This window comes from Myxococcus sp. MH1 (assembly GCF_059738865.1).
The window spans coordinates 5,320,370-5,333,940 of record NZ_AP026947.1 but is presented as its reverse complement, the minus strand read 5'-3'; the positions used below and the strand labels follow the sequence as shown (position 1 = coordinate 5,333,940).

Genomic DNA, 13,571 nt, shown 5'->3' with positions numbered 1-13,571 from the left:
TTTGCGCGGCACCCATGCGACGTCTCCCAGATGCCTCGTTGCGCGGCAGGGCCATCACCGTGGACCTCGAGGGCGAGAGCATCCCCGCCATCGAGGGCGAGCCGGTGGCATGTTCCCTCGTCGCCGCGGGCGAGCCCATGCTCGCCCGTTCCGTGAAGTACCACCGCCCTCGCGGGCCCTACTGCTTCGCCGCCGCGTGCTCGCAGTGCCTGATGCGCGTGGACGGGCTGCCCAACGTCTACACGTGCCGCACGCCCGCGCGCGACGGCATGAAGCTGGAGCGGCAGAACGCGTACCCCTCCGCGAAGGTGGACGTGTTCGAGACCATCGACTGGTTCTTCCCCAACGGCCTGGACCACCACGAGATGTTCGCCGGCGTGCCCGTCGCGGAGACGGTGATGGCCAAGGTGGCCCGGCAGTTGGCGGGCCTGGGCCTGCTGCCCAAGGACGCAGCCCCCGCTCCCCCGCCGTCTCGCACGCTGCGCACCCGCGTCGCGGTCGTGGGCGCGGGCGCCGCCGGGCTCGCCGCCGCGAGGGAGCTGACCGGACGGGGCATCCCCTTCCTGATGTTCGAGCGCGAGGACCACGTGGGTGGCCGGCTGGCGCACGGCGCCCCGGAGGCGGACGCGCCCGCCATCGACGACGTGGCCACGCTCGCGCGGGACAGCGTCGTCACCCGCGCCACGGCGCTGGGCCTGTACGACGACGAGCAGGGCCGCTACCTCGCGGTGGGCGCCCGGGAGAACGGCGAGGCGCGGCTGCTCAAGGTCTACGCGGAGCGCTTCCTGCTGACGCCCGGTGGACACCCGCCGATGGTGCCCTTCGAGAACAATGACCTGCCCGGCGTCTACGCGGGCCGCGCGGCCAGCCTGCTGTTGCGTCGGCACGCGGTGGCGCCGGAGCGCGCGGCGCTGGTGGGCTGGGGCCAGGAGCTGCAAGGGCTGGCGCGGCTGCTCGAGGAGCACGGCGTGAAGGTCGCTGTCGTGGTGGACCTGAAGGGCGCGCCGGGCGCGGGAGCGCATCCGACGACGGTGGAGGGCTCGGAGCCCAAGGCGCACGGCCTCCGGCACGTGAGCGCGTTCAGCTTCACGCCGCGCCAGGGGGGACGGCGCAAGGTGGACTGTGACGCGGTGCTGGTGTCGGTGCCGGTGACGCCCAGCTTCGAGCTGGCGCGGCAGGGTGGCGCCAAGGTCTCCTTCGAGGCCTCGCGCGGACTGTTCCGGGTGGAGGCGAGCGCCGAGGGCCGCACCGACGCGGCGGACGTGTTCGTGGCCGGAGATGTGACGGGCGGAGGCAGCGCGAAGGAGGCGTTCGAGGCGGGCCGCCGCGCGGCCCAGGCGCTGGTGGAGGGACTGTCATGAGCAAGTCGATGATCTGCTCCTGCGAGGACGTCACCGCGGATGACGTGCGGCACGCCGTGTCGCGGGGCTACTGCGACGTGGAGTCGGTGAAGCGCTACACGGGCTTCGGCACGGGCATCTGCCAGGGCAAGAGCTGCCTGTCCGCCGTGGCCGCGCTCCTGGAGCAGGAGAAGGCGCTCAAGGCCGACGCGGTGGTGCCCTTCACGCCCAGGCCTCCGCTCTACCCCACCGAGCTGCGGCTGCTCGCGAGCGCCCCGGTGGACGAGTCGCAGCCCCCGGTGGGCGGCGTGCCCCAGGAGGTGGATGCCTTCCCCAAGGGCCTGCGCCCCACCGAGCCCCTGCCCGCCAAGGCCAAGGTGGTCATCATCGGCGGCGGCATCATGGGCCTGGCGCTCGCGTACAACCTGGCGCGCGAGGGCGAGACGGACGTGGTGGTGCTGGAGCGCGGCTACCTCTGCGCGGGCGCGTCCGGCCGCAACGGCGGCGGCGTGCGCATGCAGTGGGGCACCCCGGCGCTGGTGGAGCTGGCCAAGCGCTCCATCGACCTGATGAAGGGCTTCGCCCGGGAGATGGGCATCAACGTGTGGCTGCGCCAGGGCGGCTACCTGTTCCTCGCGCGCACCGACGCGGTGGCCAGGCGGCTGGAGCGCAACGTGGCGCTGCACAACCGCTTCGACGTGCCCACCCGGCTCGTCACGCCGGACGCCGCGCGCGACATCGTCCCGGGCCTCACGATGAAGGGCTGCGTGGCCGCGTCCTTCAACCCCGAGGACGGCGTCATCTTCCCCTGGCCCTTCCTGTGGGGTTACGCGCAGGGCTGCCGCAAGAAGGGCGTGCGCGTGGAGACGTACACGGAGGTGACGGGCTTCGACGTCAGCGGCGGACAGATCCGCAAGGTGAAGACGGACCGCGGCGACATCGCCTGTGACACCGTGGTGCTCGCCTCCGGCGCGTGGAGCCCCGAGGTGGCGAAGCTCGTCGGCGTGCAGCTGCCCAACGAGCCGCACCGCCACGAGATCCTCAGCACCGAGCCCCTCAAGCCCTTCCTGGGGCCGCTCGTGTCCGTGCTCGACTCGGGCCTGTACTTCAGCCAGTCCATGCGCGGCGAAATCGTGGGCGGCATGGGTGACCCCAAGGAGCCCGCCGGGCTCAACATGGGCAGCACCCTGCGCTTCGTGTCCCGCTTCGCCCAGGCCCTCATGGAGCAGCTGCCCCACGTGGGCCACGTGAAGGTGCTGCGCCAGTGGGCCGGCTGCTACGACGTGACGCCGGACAACAACCCCATCCTCGGGCGCACCCCGGGCCTGGACAACCTGCTCCAGATGTCCGGCTTCGTCGGCCACGGCTTCATGATGGCCCCCGCCGTCGCCGAGCGGATGGCGAAGTGGATGCGCACCGGCGAGTCCGACGAGCTCTTCACCCGCTTCAACCTGCGCCGCTTCTCCGAGGGCACGCTGGAGCGCGAGGATATGATCATCGGCTAGGCGCCCGCGCTCCGCTCACCGCGCCCCCGGGCCGCGTTCCCCCTCTTCAATGAGCGAGCGGAACGCGGCCCGTGGATTTTTCCGTCGCTGTCCGGGACCACGACACCCGACGCCGGGAGCGTCCCATTACAGGACAGTTCCGGAATTAATTGTAAATCGTGAATATCATGAAGACTCTCGGCGGCGACGCGAAGGGGCTTTACAACCGCCGGTGACGGAGCGGAGCACGCGCGCACCACCCGGGGCCCGGCGCGAGGAGGGCTGTCGAGTGGAAGTGTCCCGCGCGGAACGCTGGCATGGAGAGTGCCTTGGGCACGCCGCGCGCAATCCCGCGTGTGGAGGAGACCCGATGTTCGCCAAGAGCCTGCGTGCGTTGTTCGTGATGGGTGCCCTGTCGGCCTGCGGTACCGAGCAGTCCCCCGATGTCCCGGACCAGGAGGCGAACGAGCCGCTGCAGTCGCAGGAATCCAACGTCATCGTCGGCTCGGTGAACTGGGTGAGCTCCACCACGCTGACGGGCGCGCAGGCCACGGCGGCCAAGGCGGTGGGCTACCTGTCCATCCCGGCGGTGGGCAGCCGCTGCACCGCGTGGCTGGTGTCACCGGATGTCATCATCACCAACAACCACTGCGTGGGCAGCGCGTCCGAGGCCGTGGGGGCCCGGGTGTCCTTCAACTACATCGACGGCGTCGCCTCGGCCAGCCGCGTCTGGTACTCCTGCGCCACGTTCATCAGGACGTGGTCCACCGACGACATGACGGCGCTGCGCTGCTCGGCGACCAACGGCCAGCTCCCCGGCAACGTGCAGGGCTACCTGACGGTGGCCAGCGCCAACGCCGCCACCAACGCGAGCATCTACGTGGTGCACCAGAACTGCGACTACTACACGTCGTCGGGCTGCTCGCCGACGAAGAAGCTGTCGCCGGGCGTGGTGAAGAACGCGAACTACTCCACCACGGACCTGTCCTACGACGCGGACACGCTGGGCGGCTCGTCGGGCTCGCCGGTGCTGTCGACGGGCTCCAACCAGGTGGTGGGCCTGCACCACATCGGCCTGGGCGGCAACTCGCAGGGCCGCGGCACGGCAAACACCGGCGTGAAGGCCACCCGCGTGAAGGCGCGTCTGGCGGAGATCGGCCTCTAGGCCGTCACGCCGGATTGGGCTCGCGCGCCAGCAGCACGGGCGACGCGAGCCCCACGGGCAGGGCGTCGGGCGCGGCCAGGGCCTCGCGGCGGACACCGCGCAGCGCCAGCCGCCCCAGGCTCCGCTGGAGCCCTCGTGGCAAGAGGGGCAACAGCCGCATCACCCAGCGGTGTCCCCAGCCCGGGTACACCAGCGCCTCGCCCCGCTCGAAGGCCGCCAGCGCGGCGCGAGCGCAGCGCTCGAGCGACATCTGGAAGAAGGGCGCGCGCCCCGCCTCCTCGGCGCCCGAGTCCCCCACCGGTCCCGGAGCCACGCGGGTGATGACCACGCCGCGCCCCTCCACCTCCAGCCGGAGCGACTCGGTGAAGCCGTCGAGGAAGCGCTGCGTGGCGGCGAACATCGCGGAGCCGGGCAGCATGAGCTGCGCCGCGCCCGAGCCGATGTTCAGCACCCCGCCCCGCCCCCGCTCCAGCATGGGCGCGAGCAGCCGGTGCGTCAGCAGCGCGGGCACCCACACGTTCGAGCGCAGGAGCTCCTCCAGCCCTCCCCAGCGCGCCTCCGCGTAGAGCCCCCGCAGGCCCAGCGTGGCGGTGTTCACCAGCACGTCCACCCGGACGAACTGCGCCTCCAGCGAGGCCACCATCGCGTCGACCTCGCGCGGCTCGCACACGTCGCAGGCGTGGAGGAGGACGCCCAGGGTGGGATAGCGCGTGAGCAGCTCCTCACGCAGCGGCTCCAGCCGCGCCACCTCGCGGTCCACCAGGACCAGCGTGCGGACGCGCCGGGACAACAGCCGGGCAAGCTCCCGGCCGATACCCCCGGCCGCGCCGGTGATGAGGACCGTGGCCTGATCAATGGGAGGTCGCATGGGGGCCATCCTGCGCACGAATCGCGGGCCGCGCTCGCCTCCCCGCAAGCTTTGCGCGTCGCGGTAGCGAACGGGCGGGCAGGCGCTGGCACGCAACTTCCATCTGAGGACGTTCGGCCCCACCCCAAGAGAGGGCCTTTCACCTCAGCGAGGAGCCGACCATGGCAGCGCCATCCCGAATTCTCGTCCCCGTCGACCTGAGCGAGGGCTCTCGCTCCATCATCGACTACGCCCTCCAGCTCGCCCGTCCCTTCAACGCGTCGGTGGAGGTCCTCCACGCGTGGGAGCCCCCTCAGTACGTGGCGCCGGACTTGCTCGTCGCCGCCCCCGGATGGAACCCGCTCTCGCTGGAGCAGGTCGCCCTGGACACGGCGGGCAAGGAGCTGGCCACGCTGCTCAAGCAGATGGAGCCGGCCTCCGTCCCGCTCAAGCACCGCGTGGTGGTGGGCGAGGCGGCCTCCACCATCCTGGAGCTGGTGGAGAAGGAGGGCTTCGACCTCATCATCATGGGCACCCACGGCCGCCGGGGGCTGTCGCGCATGCTGCTGGGCAGCGTGGCGCAGAAGCTGGTCTCCCGCGCGCCCTGCCCCGTGCTGACGCTGCACGTCCCGCAGGACACCCAGAAGTAGGCGTCAGGGACTCAAGGCCCGAGCGCCGCCTTCAGGGCGGCCTCGCGCCGGCGCGCCGCGAGCACCGTGGGCACCGCCAGCACCGTCATGGCCACCATGACCAGCGCCGCGCCCAGAAGCTCGCGCGGCCCCACGCCCGGCAGCCCCAGCCACAGCGACAGCCCCAGCGTGGCCACCACGCCCGCGAGCACGCTGGAGGCCCGGTTCACCGGCACGGAGAACGCGTTCTCCCGCGCGTCCAGCAGGATGAGCCCACCGAAGATGCCGGTGCCCTGGGACAACAGCCCCACCAGCATCTCCTCCAAGAGCCGCCCGCGGGCGAACATGCCGGTGAAGCCCTCGCGGATGTCCAGCGCCGGCCCCGCGCCGCCCCACACCGCCACCAGCCCGAGCACCAGCACCAGGAAGGGCGTGGCCACCATCTGCTCCTCCACGAAGTAGCGGATGGACAGGCTCTTGTCCTCGGACTTGGCCAGCCGGCTCATCGCGCGCAGGCGGATGAAGTAGCTCAGCAGGTACACGCCGACGTCCAGCGCGGCCACCCACGTCAGGGTGGCGCGCGCGTCCTTCCCCGACGCGACGAGCACGGCGGCGAAGCTCAGCCCCAGCGCCACCCACGAGGGCCAGCGCACGTGCCTGCGGCTGAGCACGTCCACGATGGGCGCCAGCACCAGCACCCCGCCGCGCATCAGCAGCATCATGAAGACGATGGAGGTGCCCTCCAGCGTGTACGCCAGCGTCGTGGTGCCGATGATGGCCGCCGAGCACATCCCCGACAGGAACGTCCACGCCCCCGGCGAGGGCACCCGCAGGCCCAGCACCTGGCGGTGCGCCGCGAAGCGCCACCAGCGCTTGAGCGAGAGGAAGACGAACATCCCCACCATCGACGTCGCCGCGCTCACCGGCAGGAGCGTGAAGCCGACGATGCCCTCCTCCATGCCCGGCAGGGAGCCGCTCGACAACGCCTTCGTCAGCGCGCTGTACGGGGCATACGCCGCGAAATAGCCGAAGGCATAGGCCCAGATGGTCAGGTCATGCGAGGAGGAGTCTTGCTGCGTCGACGATGTGGCCAGGGGAAACCTCGGGGCGTGCGGGCCAGGGCCTCCCCCACCCTACTGCAAGCCGCGCGCCCCGACCTGCCTCCCGGGAGGGAAACAAACCCATGCAATGGGTGTGGGCCTGCCGCGTAGACCTCTCAACCCGGTCGTCCCCAGGAGCCGTCCATGCGCTCACGCTTCCTTTCCACTCTGGCTCTCGCGTCCACCCTGGCCCTGCCCGCCTTCGCCGGCGATGACGCGGCCAGGAAGTCGACCTCCCCGGTGAAGGTCGTCTGCGACACCACGGCCAAGGACGGCAGCCGCGTGGTGCAGGGCACGGACCTGGTCATCGAGGCGGGCGAGAAGGCCAAGGACGTGGTCGCCGTGGAGGGCGACATCATCATCCGCAAGGGCGCCACCGTCGACGACGCGGTCGCCATCCGGGGCCGCGTCATCGTGGAGGCCGGCGCCGTGGTGAAGGGCGACGCGGTGTCCATGGGCGGCGAGGTCCGCCTCCGGGGCAACGCCCGCGTCGAGGGCAGCGCCGTGGCCCTGGGCGGCAAGCTGACCACCGACAAGGACGTCCACATCGAGGGCGACCGCATCAGCCTGTCCTTCGAGATCGGCGGGAAGGACCTGCTGCGCGGCTTCATCGAGGACGCGCTCGACGAGGAGTCGGGCTGCCACATCATCGACAACGAAGTCACGGACGCCTGAGCGGCGTGCCTCGTCGAAGCCGCTACGCGGCGCTGGGAGTCCCCGGCGTCGCGGCATCCTGGGTGAGCGGCTGCAGCGTGGCGCGCAGGGCGAGGATCTGCTCGCGCACCAGCGTCTTGAGCTTCTCCACGTCATCGAGCGTCATGCCCTTGGTGGAGATGGGCGTGCCCACCGTCACCAGGCCGCGCGAGGTGGAGAAGCGCCAGGAGTGCTTGGGCAGCGCCTTGCGCGTGCCGCTCACCGCCAGCGGGAGCACGTCCGCCTGCTGCTCGATGGCCAGGCGGAAGGCGCCGTCCTTGAAGGGCAACAGCTCGTCCGTCTTCGAGCGGGTGCCCTCCGGGAAGATCATCACCGGCATGCCCTTGCTCATCCACTGCTTGCAGCGCGCCATGGCGCCCGTGGCGGACTCCTTGTCGCCGCGGTGCACGGGGATGTCCCCGGCGATGCCCATCATCCACCCCACCACCGGCACCTTGAACAGGCTCGCCTTGCCCAGCCACTTCATCTCCCACGGCAGGCGGGAGATGAGGAACGGGTCCGCGTTGGACTCGTGGTTGCTGACCACCACCGTGTTGGGGGCCACCTGGTCCGGCACCGGCCCGTGGATGCCGAAGCGCCAGTACGGCGTCAGCTTCGCGGCGGTGACGCCCACCATGCGGAAGCACCGCCCCACCGCGTAGCGCTTCTTGTCGAACGGCAACGTGAAGACGGCGATGACGAGCTGAACGAAGAAGCCGACCAGCGCGACGATGCCAATCTCGACCCAGGTCCAGATGGAGAGCAGTGCGTTCATTGAGAGCCTCGAGGGGGGTCAGCGGACGGCGGAGTCCAGGTCCACGCTCACCGGGCAGTGGTCGGAGCCCGACACGTCGGGGTGGATGGCGGCGCGCTTGACGAAGGCCATGGCCGCGGGGGACGCCAGCACGTAGTCGATGCGCCAGCCGATGTTCTTCTCGCGCACGCCGAAGCGCTGGCTCCACCACGAGTAGTGGCCGGCGCCCTTGTGGAAGTGTCGGAAGCTGTCCACCCAGCCGGCGCGCAGCCAGCGGTCCAGCTCCTCGCGCTCCTCGGGACGGAAGCCGCTCGTCTCGCGGTTCTCCCGGGGCCGGGCCAGGTCGATGTCCTGGTGCGCGGTGTTGAAGTCGCCCACGACGAGCAGCCGCTCACCGTCGCGCAGCGGCTTCTCCAGCTGGTCGAACAGGCGTCGGTAGAAGGCGAGCTTGAACGGGATGCGGCTCAGGTCACGGTCCTTCCCGTTGCCGTTGGGGAAGTACACGTTGGCCACGGTGAGCTTGCCGAAGCGGGCGAGCTGCAGCCGCCCCTCCGCGTCCATCTCCGGGACTCCCAGCCGGGTCTCCACCGTGTCCGGCTCGTCGCGGGAGAACAGCCCCACTCCGCTGTAGCCAGGACGCTCCGCGGCCGAGAAGTGCGTCTTCCACCGGGCCGGAGCACGGACCTCATCCGGCAGTTGCTCGGGGCGCGCGCGCACCTCCTGCAATGCCACCACCTGCGCCCGGGCGCCCGACAGCCAGGGCAGGAAGCCCTTGGTATGGGCCGAGCGCAGCCCATTCACGTTCCATGAGACGACTCGCACGGGAACGCTTATGACCCGGCCGCGCCGGGTTTTCCAGCCCCTACCGGTTGATGGACCCGGTAGGGGCCGGAAGGCCCTGAGTCAACTACTCCGTGGGACTGGCGCTGTTCTGCGGCTGGCGCTGCGTCCGGAGGATGAAGTCGGACGCGTTGTCGTCGGAGTCATACCCGTTGCCCGCAGCCGCGTCCGAGCCGCCCTCCATGGTGGCCGCCGTCGAGGAGACGGTCGCCTTGCGCTCGAAGGAGCCGGCCTCCGCGGGGACCGTCGGGAAGGCGGTGCCCTCGGGGGCATTGCCCGTTCCATAGGCGAAGGCGTCCACCTTGGCCGGGTCGTTCATGTTGGTGGTCGTCAACGCCGGCCCACCCAGGCGCAGGTTGCCACCGCCGGTGCGGCTGGCGGACATGGAGAACGCCGGACCCCAGTTCGCGTCACCCGCGACGGAGCCGGCGTAGTCCGGATGCGTCACCAGGAAGAAGCCCCGGGGCTGGATGACCGACCCCGCGGGCAGCGTGAACGACAGGTACGTGGTGCCCGTCGCGCTCTTGTACTGGAGCTTCCAGCCGGACAGGTCCACCGGGCTCGTCGTCGGGTTGAACAGCTCGACGAACTCGTCGTTCGCGCCGCCCGGGCCCGCCGGCGCCGCCTCGCTGATGACCACGTGGTTGGCGCCCGCGGGCTGCTCCGTGACGCGCAGCTGCGCGGACACCGAGTCGCCGCCCAGGCTCGCCACCACCTGGCCCTCGCCGCTGACGTTGGCCGCCGTGAAGTCGAACTTCGCGGACAGCGTGTCGGCGCGCACCACCACCTGGGCCGGCACCGCGCCCAGGCTGGCCGGCTGCACGGACAGGCTCACCACCGTGTCCACCGACGGAGGCACATCCAGCGTCACCGTGAGCGTGGCCGTCCCGCCGCCCGTCACCACGACGAGCTCGGGAGACAGCTGCTCCAGCGCCGCCGGCTGGTCCACCGCCAGCACCGTCACCGTGGCGTCGCGGGACACCGTGCCCAGCGTGGCCGTGAGGGTGGCCTTCTTCGCGTCCGGGTCCAACGCGGAGTCGGTGTTCAGGAGCACCACCGCGGAGCGCTCGCCCGCGGGGATCACCACCTGGCCCCCCACCACGGAGACGGCGGGGCTGGACGACACCACCGTCACCACCGTGTCCACCGTCACCGGTCCGGTGAGCGTCACCGTCAGCGGCTCCGGGAACGTGGGGCCGTTGACGCCCGAGCGCACGAAGACGCCCGTGGGCGCCAGCGACGCCAGCGACACCTCGCCCGCGCTCGCGGGCACGAGGTCCGCGGCCGAGCGCGGCTCGATCTTCGAGTGGTCGTTGCGCAGCTCCAGCACGCCGGTGATGGAGAAGTAGCGGTCTCCCAGCGCCGGCAGCGGGAACGAGAACAGGTAGTCGTTGATGCGCAGCGCGCCGTCCACCTCGAACTCACCGGTGGGCGCGGAGTCGCCGCCACCCGGGGCGGGCGCGGTGTGGGTCACCTGCACCTGCGACACGCGCACCAGCACCCCCTCCAGCGGCGTGGCGCGCGAGCCCCCCGTGGCCACCTCGGCGGGCGTCACCACCTGCGGAGGAGGCAGCGTGCTGCCCTGGGAGACCACCTCCACGGAGGGTGAGGCGAGCTGGAGCTGACCGAAGTAGTTGGCCACCGTCGCGTCGACGTTCACACGCGAGCCGGCCATCACGGTGCTCGGCGGCGCCGTGCGGGTGAAGACGAAGGCGCCGGAGTAGTCCGGCCCCTGGTAGCCCTGATCCAACGGGTTGACCTGCACGAAGAAGCCCGTCGCGCCCACGCCGGTGACGGTGGCGTTGGAGACGAACACGCGCTGGCCCAGCCACGGAGACGTTCCACCGGGCCCCGGCTGCTTCACCGTGTAGATGGACAGCGAGCAGGCCGCGTCACCCGGGTTGGGCGTCGGGCAGAGGTCGCACGCGTCGCCCTTGCCGTCGCCATCCGAGTCCGCCTGGTCCGGGTTGTGGGTGTTGGGGCAGTTGTCCGAGGCGTTCGGGACGCCGTCACCGTCGGTGTCGTTCGGGTCGGGGCGGGTGCACTCGGTGGTGCCGGGCGCGAACGGGCACACGTCGCACGCGTCACCCACGCCGTCGCCGTCGACGTCGGGCTGCACGCCCTGGTCCATCGGGCGCACCGGGTTGAACACGCCGGGGCAGTTGTCCACCTCGTCGGGGATGCCGTCGCCATCGACGTCCGCGCCCGACAGGCCACCGGAGTACACGGTGGAGCCCGACACGGAGGCCGGCCAGCGCGCGTTGGTGGAGGTGCGGGACGGCTCGCACGTCGGCTCATCCGTCGGCACGCCACACGCGAACAGCGGGTAGGCGCCGGAGTTGCGCGACTGCAGCGTGGACAGCGACATGCTGATTTCGGTCTGGAGGCACACCGAGCGCTCGACGCCGCAGACATCCAGCGTGTCGCAGCCCGCCCCGCTCAGGGCGGAGATGACGGAGGTCTCGCCGTAGAGCGCCTTGCCGCCGCGCATCGTCAGCACCACGTCCGCGGGCTCCGCCCGGATGACGGCGCGGTGCGGAGAGGCCTGGTGGCCGTTGAGCCGGAAGATGGCCACGTCCGCCACCTTGCCCGGCACCAGCGCGCCGGTGTTCGTCGCCTGGAAGGCATGCGCCGCGTTGCCCGTCACCAGCGCCCACGTCTCCGCGTCGCTGAGCGAGTCATTGAAGTAATCGGTGTCCAGGTCGTCCGCGCAGCGCAGCTCGCGCAGGATGTTCATGGAGCCGGACTGCAGCCAGTCGGTGCCCAGCGTCATGTTGACGCCCAGGTACTTGTAGAGCGGGATGGCCGCGGTATCGCCATACAGGCCGATGTTGGAGCGCGGCGACCAGACCAGGCTGGTGCTCGAGGTGGCCATCATCCGGATGTCGCTGGCGCTCAGGCCGATGCCGTGGACCAGCGCGGTGCGGGAGCTCAGGATGTTCTGGCCACCGGACTGCTGACCGGAGAGGCAGAGGAACTCGTTGCGCGCGCTCGTCTCGATGCCCTCGGCGATGTGCGGCAGGTAGGCCGAGGCGGCCGGGATGACCGACGGAGAGTCGACGCGCTCGTAATCACAGCCGCTCGCGCGCTCGCGACCATCCGAGTCACCCAGGGGGAACGTCTGATACTCCGCGCCCGAGCCCGCGCCCAGGCCTTCCTGGTTGGTGCCCGTGTCGGACGTGTTCGGCGCGTCCAGGTTGCGCAGGAGGCCCTTGGCGCCGCCGGAGCCGGCGATGGACGTGGTGCCCGCGATGACCTGGCGCAGCTCCGCCCAGCGGATGCCGTCCGCGCCCACCGTGTTGCCCGCGGGCAGACGCGTGTGCTGGTTGTTGCCCTGGCGCCAGTCGTGGCGGTGCTCGTACTTCTCATCCGTCCGGGCGAAGGGCGCCTTCTGGAAGGTGATGTGGTCGTGCGCGTTGATGAGACCCGGCGACACCACCGCCTGGGGGCACGTCACCTGCGTGGCCGAGGCCGCGCCCGCCGCCTGCGAGCAATCACAGCTCACGCACTGGATGACACCCGCGGAGTCCACGAGCACCTGGCCCCCGTGATAGACCTTGTCGGGCGCGAGCACGATGCCCGTGAACAGCTTCGCCGCGCTACCCGACGTCACCGTGCAGCTCCCCGTCGTCGGAGGAGGCAGGTTCGCCGCGGGGCACATCACGACGGTGCCCCCCCCCGGACCCGCATCGGGCTCACCCGGGCCGGCGTCGGGAGTCCCCGAGCCGCCGTCCGTCTCACCCGGACCCGCGTCGGGAGTCCCCGAGCCGCCGTCCGTCTCACCCGGACCGGCGTCGGGAGTCCCCGAGCCACCGTCCGTCTCACCGGGGCCCGCGTCGGGCGTACCGGAGCCGCCATCCGTCTCGCCCGGACCCGCGTCGGGAATCCCCGAGCCGCCATCCGTCTCACCGGGGCCCGCGTCGGGCTCGACATGGCCACCGTCCGTCTCACCAGGGCCCGCGTCGGGCTCGACATGGCCACCGTCGGTCTCACCGGGGCCCGCGTCGGGCTCGACGTGGCCACCGTCGGTCTCACCCGGACCCGCATCGGGCTCGCCCGGGCCGCCGTCGCCTCCGCCCGGACCGGCATCCGGCCTCGGGGTCGGCTGACATGAGCTCTCACACCCATCGCCGTTGGTGGTGTTTCCGTCGTCACAGGCTTCGCCGCGCTCGACGACACCGTTGCCACAGACAGGACTGGGGGGATCATCATCGCCGCAAGCGGTGACGACCAGGAGTAGCGCCGTGAGCGGCGCCAGCAATTGGCGGAAAGACATGAAGGAGAGACTCCGAAGTAGGTGTGACCTGCGGGGGGGCCTGCAGCCTACAACCGTCGCCCCTCCTTCGAGCTGGCAAAATTCCAACATCGGCGTAGCAAATTGCCACCCACTGGGTGGGTTTCACCCCAGGAAAATTCAGGCAATTCAAACAATTACCTGTACGCCCGAGACAACCCCGCACTCCCTGTTCCTTTGAAACTTCTCAGACAACCTCACGGAACGTCCGAGGAGTGTCGCGAGTCCGGGTGTTTACACGCTGTGTTTACTTCCGGCGGCAAGCACCCATAGTGAGAAATCCCAGACACAGACAACGTCTGGGTTTGTGAGAAGTCTCTCAGAAACAGAAGTCTCACGCCTGGCGGCTTAATCAGAGAATCGCCCCGAAGGGGGCCGATACTGGGGGAAGTGTGTCTTCGAGCGAGAAACGACATCACCCGGGT

Annotated in this window: 10 protein-coding genes; 5 read left to right on the top strand and 5 right to left on the bottom strand. The window is 70.8% G+C overall.

Translation table 11 applies throughout. The annotated features are described in order from the left end of the window. Nucleotides 1–14: 14 nt before the first annotated feature. From AC6JA9_RS21075 to AC6JA9_RS21065, 3 genes are all read left to right on the top strand, one after another. On the top strand, nucleotides 15–1,361 hold the full coding sequence (locus AC6JA9_RS21075; RefSeq protein ID WP_497960576.1) for a 2Fe-2S iron-sulfur cluster-binding protein: 1,347 nt from the start codon (nucleotides 15–17) through the stop codon (nucleotides 1,359–1,361). Beyond that, a complete protein-coding gene (locus AC6JA9_RS21070) occupies nucleotides 1,358–2,845 on the top strand; it encodes an FAD-dependent oxidoreductase (protein WP_267696257.1) in 1,488 nt (495 codons plus the stop codon). Before AC6JA9_RS21075 ends, AC6JA9_RS21070 begins: the two co-directional genes overlap by 4 nt. 349 nt (nucleotides 2,846–3,194) lie before the next feature. Beyond that, complete coding sequence (locus AC6JA9_RS21065) at nucleotides 3,195–3,989, top strand: trypsin-like serine peptidase (RefSeq protein ID WP_223748708.1); 795 nt, start codon at nucleotides 3,195–3,197, stop codon at nucleotides 3,987–3,989. Between the two features lie 4 nt (nucleotides 3,990–3,993). Here the strand turns inward: AC6JA9_RS21065 and AC6JA9_RS21060 are convergent, their stop codons facing one another. After that, complete coding sequence (locus tag AC6JA9_RS21060; RefSeq protein WP_223748709.1) at nucleotides 3,994–4,857, bottom strand: SDR family NAD(P)-dependent oxidoreductase; 864 nt, start codon at nucleotides 4,855–4,857, stop codon at nucleotides 3,994–3,996. Nucleotides 4,858–5,018: 161 nt separating this feature from the next. On the opposite strand from AC6JA9_RS21060, the gene AC6JA9_RS21055 reads away from it, so the two are divergent. Continuing rightward, nucleotides 5,019–5,486: a universal stress protein gene (locus tag AC6JA9_RS21055; RefSeq protein WP_497960573.1), complete on the top strand. Its 468-nt coding sequence runs from the start codon at nucleotides 5,019–5,021 to the stop codon at nucleotides 5,484–5,486. Between the two features lie 11 nt (nucleotides 5,487–5,497). On the opposite strand, the gene AC6JA9_RS21050 is transcribed toward AC6JA9_RS21055, so the two are convergent. After that, on the bottom strand, nucleotides 5,498–6,448 hold the full coding sequence (locus AC6JA9_RS21050) for a hypothetical protein (RefSeq protein WP_473565472.1): 951 nt from the start codon (nucleotides 6,446–6,448) through the stop codon (nucleotides 5,498–5,500). Between the two features lie 261 nt (nucleotides 6,449–6,709). On the opposite strand from AC6JA9_RS21050, the gene AC6JA9_RS21045 reads away from it, so the two are divergent. Continuing rightward, the gene (locus tag AC6JA9_RS21045) at nucleotides 6,710–7,240 is read left to right on the top strand and encodes a hypothetical protein (RefSeq protein WP_223748712.1); all 531 of its coding nucleotides are present in this window, start codon (nucleotides 6,710–6,712) and stop codon (nucleotides 7,238–7,240) included. 22 nt (nucleotides 7,241–7,262) lie between these two features. On the opposite strand, the gene AC6JA9_RS21040 is transcribed toward AC6JA9_RS21045, so the two are convergent. From AC6JA9_RS21040 to AC6JA9_RS21030, 3 genes are all read right to left on the bottom strand, one after another. After that, the gene (locus tag AC6JA9_RS21040; RefSeq protein ID WP_141327203.1) at nucleotides 7,263–8,033 is read right to left on the bottom strand and encodes a lysophospholipid acyltransferase family protein; all 771 of its coding nucleotides are present in this window, start codon (nucleotides 8,031–8,033) and stop codon (nucleotides 7,263–7,265) included. A gap of 18 nt (nucleotides 8,034–8,051) precedes the next feature. Then, nucleotides 8,052–8,834 (bottom strand): exodeoxyribonuclease III, encoded by a 783-nt coding sequence (locus AC6JA9_RS21035; protein WP_223748713.1) that lies wholly within the window; start codon nucleotides 8,832–8,834, stop codon nucleotides 8,052–8,054. Between the two features lie 85 nt (nucleotides 8,835–8,919). Next, the gene (locus AC6JA9_RS21030) at nucleotides 8,920–13,128 is read right to left on the bottom strand and encodes a lamin tail domain-containing protein (protein WP_497960569.1); all 4,209 of its coding nucleotides are present in this window, start codon (nucleotides 13,126–13,128) and stop codon (nucleotides 8,920–8,922) included. Nucleotides 13,129–13,571 lie beyond the last annotated feature (443 nt).

Bases quoted from the DNA above. Each gene is read 5' to 3' on its own strand.
- AC6JA9_RS21055 (WP_497960573.1), top strand. From the start codon at position 5,019: ATGGCAGCGCCATCCCGAATTCTCGTCCCCGTCGACCTGAGCGAGGGC.
- AC6JA9_RS21030 (WP_497960569.1), bottom strand. From the start codon at position 13,128: ATGTCTTTCCGCCAATTGCTGGCGCCGCTCACGGCGCTACTCCTGGTC.
- AC6JA9_RS21060 (WP_223748709.1), bottom strand. From the start codon at position 4,857: ATGCGACCTCCCATTGATCAGGCCACGGTCCTCATCACCGGCGCGGCC.
- AC6JA9_RS21040 (WP_141327203.1), bottom strand. From the start codon at position 8,033: ATGAACGCACTGCTCTCCATCTGGACCTGGGTCGAGATTGGCATCGTC.
- AC6JA9_RS21075 (WP_497960576.1), top strand. From the start codon at position 15: ATGCGACGTCTCCCAGATGCCTCGTTGCGCGGCAGGGCCATCACCGTG.
- AC6JA9_RS21070 (WP_267696257.1), top strand. From the start codon at position 1,358: ATGAGCAAGTCGATGATCTGCTCCTGCGAGGACGTCACCGCGGATGAC.
- AC6JA9_RS21065 (WP_223748708.1), top strand. From the start codon at position 3,195: ATGTTCGCCAAGAGCCTGCGTGCGTTGTTCGTGATGGGTGCCCTGTCG.
- AC6JA9_RS21045 (WP_223748712.1), top strand. From the start codon at position 6,710: ATGCGCTCACGCTTCCTTTCCACTCTGGCTCTCGCGTCCACCCTGGCC.